The 3,727-nt window shown below is 59.4% G+C and carries 4 protein-coding genes; 2 read left to right on the top strand and 2 right to left on the bottom strand.

Annotated features, from left to right (window positions below; all coding sequences use genetic code 11):
* Both ENZ74_RS25350 and ENZ74_RS25345 read right to left on the bottom strand, forming a co-directional pair.
* Positions 1-271 (bottom strand): LysE family transporter (locus ENZ74_RS25350; protein WP_164761198.1); only part of this gene is annotated, 271 nt, incomplete at its 3' end.
* On the bottom strand, positions 268-2,391 hold the full coding sequence (locus tag ENZ74_RS25345; protein ID WP_013532662.1) for a S9 family peptidase: 2,124 nt from the start codon (positions 2,389-2,391) through the stop codon (positions 268-270). The genes ENZ74_RS25345 and ENZ74_RS25350, both read right to left, overlap by 4 nt.
* A 160-nt stretch (positions 2,392-2,551) precedes the next feature.
* On the opposite strand from ENZ74_RS25345, the gene ENZ74_RS25340 reads away from it, so the two are divergent.
* Together ENZ74_RS25340 and ENZ74_RS25335 are read left to right on the top strand one after the other, a co-directional pair.
* On the top strand, positions 2,552-2,923 hold the full coding sequence (locus ENZ74_RS25340) for an SH3 domain-containing protein (RefSeq protein ID WP_164745941.1): 372 nt from the start codon (positions 2,552-2,554) through the stop codon (positions 2,921-2,923).
* 444 nt (positions 2,924-3,367) lie between these two features.
* Positions 3,368-3,727: MucR family transcriptional regulator (locus ENZ74_RS25335; protein ID WP_127313064.1), on the top strand; the 360-nt coding region annotated here is incomplete at its 3' end.

Here is a 3,727-nt window from a genome sequence, read left to right as displayed (position 1 = left end):
CGCGAATGCCGAGATAAACCAGGTAGGCCGCGCCGATGTACTTGATGACGCTGAACAGCGTCGCCGACGCGGCGATGATCGCCGAGATGCCGATCATGGCCATGACGGTATGAAAGACGTCGCCGGCAGCGATCCCGGCGCCCGTCGCGATGCCGACCCTGGTTCCGGAACTCGTTGCCCGGGCGATCGTCAGCAGGGTGGCGGGGCCTGGAATGAAGACGAAGCCGAGCACGACCGCGATGTAGGCGATCAGGGTGGTCAGGTCGATCATTTGTTGGTTGCTCCCGTAAGCTGCGCCTTGCCCATCACTTTCAGCGCGAAGGAGTAGGTGTAGGCGATCTCTTCCAGCCGCGAAAACCGGCCGGAAGCGCCTGCATGGCCGGAATCCATATTGATCTTGAACAGAACCGGATTGTCGCCGCTCTTGCGGTCGCGCAGCCGGGCCACCCATTTGGCCGGTTCCCAATAGGTGACGCGCGGATCGGTGAGACCGGCCAGCGCCAGGATCGGCGGATAGTCGTGATCAGAGACATTGTCGTAGGGCGAATAGGCAGCGATCGTCCGATAGTCGTCGGCGGACGCGATCGGGTTGCCCCATTCGGGCCATTCCGGCGGCGTCAGTGGCAGGGTCGCATCGAGCATGGTGGTGAGCACATCGACGAAGGGAACCTCGGCGACGATGCCGCCAAAACAATCCGGCGCCATGTTGGCGACGGCACCCATCAGCATGCCGCCGGCCGAACCGCCTTGCGCGACGATACGGTCATGCGCCGTGTAACGCTCGGTGACCAGATGGCGCGCGACGGCGATGAAATCGGTGAACGTGTTCATCTTGTTCTCCCGCTTGCCGTCATCGTACCAGCCATAGCCCTTGTCCTTGCCGCCGCGAACGTGAGCAATGGCGAAGACAAAGCCGCGGTCGACCAGCGAGAACCAGTTGGTGTTGAAGGCGGCCGGCACGGTGATGCCATAGGAGCCGTAGCCGTAAAGCAGGCAAGGTGCGGATCCGTCCAGCGGCGTGTCGCGATGATGCAAAAGCGAGATCGGCACCAGTTCGCCATCGCTGGCCGGCGCCATCAGCCGCCGCGTGACATAATGGTCCGCATCATGGCCGGACGGCACTTCCTGGGTCTTCAGCAGCACCCGCTCGCGGGTGCGCATGTTATAGTCGAACACCTGCGCGGGCGTCGTCATCGACGAGTAGGAAAAGCGCATGATCTCGGTGTCGTACTCATAGGAACCCGACAGGCCGAGCGAGAAGGCCTCCTCGTCGAGGGACAGAAGATGCTCCTCGCCGCTGATACGGTCGCGCACCACAATGCGCGGCAGGCCTTCCTTGCGTTCGAGCCGGACCATGTGGTCCCTGAAGCCGATCACCGACAGGATCAGCCGGCCGGGCTCGTGCGGCACCAGTTCCTGCCAGTTGGCGCGCACGGGATCGCTCGCCGGCGCCGTCATGATCTTGAAGTCCTTGGCGCCGTCGGCATTGGTCAGGATGAAGAAGATATCGCCGCCTTCTTCCAGCTCGTATTGAAGGCCAACCTCGCGCGGCGACACCAGTTTCGGTTCGGCAAACGGATCGTCGGCGCGCATCAGGCGGTATTCCGAAGTCTCGTGATCGTTGATGCCGATCATGATCCATTCGTTGTTGCGGGTGCCGTCGACATTCATGAAGAAGCCGGGATCGGTTTCCTCATAGATCAGCCGGTCGCTGTCCGGGCTGTCGCCCAGCGCATGGAAGAGTACCTTGGACGGGCGATGGTTGGGATCGAGACGGGTGTAGAAGAAGCCGTCATTGCCTGCGTTCCAGACGCCTGAACCGCCGGTGTCGGGGATCTGGTCGGCAAGCTCCTTGCCATCGGCAAGGTCACGCACGCGAAGCGTGTAGAATTCGGAGCCCTTGTCGTCGAATGCCCATAGCAGCTTGGCGTGGTCGGCCGAATGGTCGACACCGCCAAGACGGAAATAGGCCTTGCCCGCGGCCTCCGCATCGCCGTCGAGCAGGATATGCTCGGCGCCGCCGTCGCGCGACATGCGGAAATAGCGCGGCTGCTCGCCACCAAGTTTAAAGGACGAGCCGTAGGCATAGGGCCCATCCTTCATCGGCACGGAAGAATCGTCTTCCTTGATACGGCCCTTCATCTCCTTGAAAAGCTGCTTTTGCAGTTCGACCGTGTCGGCCATCAGCTTCGACTGGTAGGCATTCTCCGCCTCGAGTTCTGCGCGGATCCCCGCATCGAGCAATGACGGGTCGCGGAACATCTCCTGCCAGTTGTCGGCCCGTAGCCAGGCATAGTCGTCGGTTCGCGTGATGCCGTGATGCGTGTCGGAAACCGGCCGCTTCTCGGGCGTTGGCGGGCTGACGATCGGAAATATGGATGTCTTGGTCATTGCATCTCGCTTTGCCAGTATCTTCAATGGGCCAGTATCTTGAAGGGCCATCTCGAATGGAGAAGTATCTTGAATGGCAAATGAACACGCCGATCAGGGCAGGTTCAAGAGCCGGAGCGTATGGGTTGTGTCGGCTCCAGGAGATGAGCCGGGAGGAGAGATGATGACTATTTGGTCTCGGACTGCTGCGGCTTTCGCCGTTGCTTCGCTAACTCTGGGCTTTGCCGGCCAGTCTCATGCGACCGTATTCGCGGCTTGGCAAGTGGCCAATGTCCCGTTCGGCGACACGCTCAATGTACGCAAATACCCTTCGGGCACATCCCAAAAGCAGGCGGGATATCCGAACGGTACCGTTCTGCAGATGACCGGGCGATGCACCGGCGGAATAAACCTGCTCGACATCGCCAACCAGCCGGCATGGAAGCAGGCACAAAAGATTCGCTATCGCTGGTGCGAAGTCTGGCATGATCCGGTCCAGAACGGCAATTTCGTCACCGGCTGGGCCTATGGCAAATACATCATCCCGCATTGATTGACGCGGCAGCAATCAGCCGATCGGTCGGATGACTGGCATGTCGCCTGATTGCTTGTGTATGACCACGGCAACCTGTGGTTTTGTGGGCAAATGCGAACAACCAATATTTCTCGAGCGATAGCCAAGCAAGATCAAACATTAAAACCCGTTTCGTGAGTTGCCACGAATGTAACGGCGATCTGACGTTGCGTCAGCTGCCGCCGACGGGAACGCGAAATATCGATAAATTACACAATGCACGAAAGATTGAAGCTGATCGCGGAACATTTGATCAATATCGTTCAATATAGCGCGAGGGGTGAATTGACTTACTTGGTCTGCACGCTCATTGATGTGCCCGCGACACGAATCGTAGAAACTCTACCTGCACAAAATTCGTGCGATGCCCTGCTTGTAAAAAAGGGCGCAGATCGATGTAACTCTTGTTGGGGACCGAAGACCATGGATATTGTCGAAACACCTTCCAGAAACAGCGATGCGCTGATCGAATTGACCGCCGATGTGGTGGCCGCCTATGTCAGCAACAATCCCGTGCCGGTCGGCGAACTGCCGAACCTGATATCCGATGTCCATGCCGCACTCGGGCGTGTGGGCGGAACCGCCGAACAGCCGCCTGCCGACAAGCAGAAGCCGGCGGTCAACCCGAAGCGGTCGGTTCATGACGACTACATCGTCTGCCTTGAAGACGGCAAGAAGTTCAAGTCGCTGAAGCGCCACCTGATGACCCACTATGACCTGACGCCGGACCAGTATCGCGAAAAGTGGAACCTCGACCCTACCTATCCGATGGTTGCACCCAAC

Source organism: Mesorhizobium sp. M7A.F.Ca.CA.002.15.2.1 (genome assembly GCF_003998715.1).
In the GTDB taxonomy this organism is placed as follows: domain Bacteria; phylum Pseudomonadota; class Alphaproteobacteria; order Rhizobiales; family Rhizobiaceae; genus Mesorhizobium; species Mesorhizobium ciceri.
This window is presented reverse-complemented; position numbering and strand designations above follow the sequence as displayed.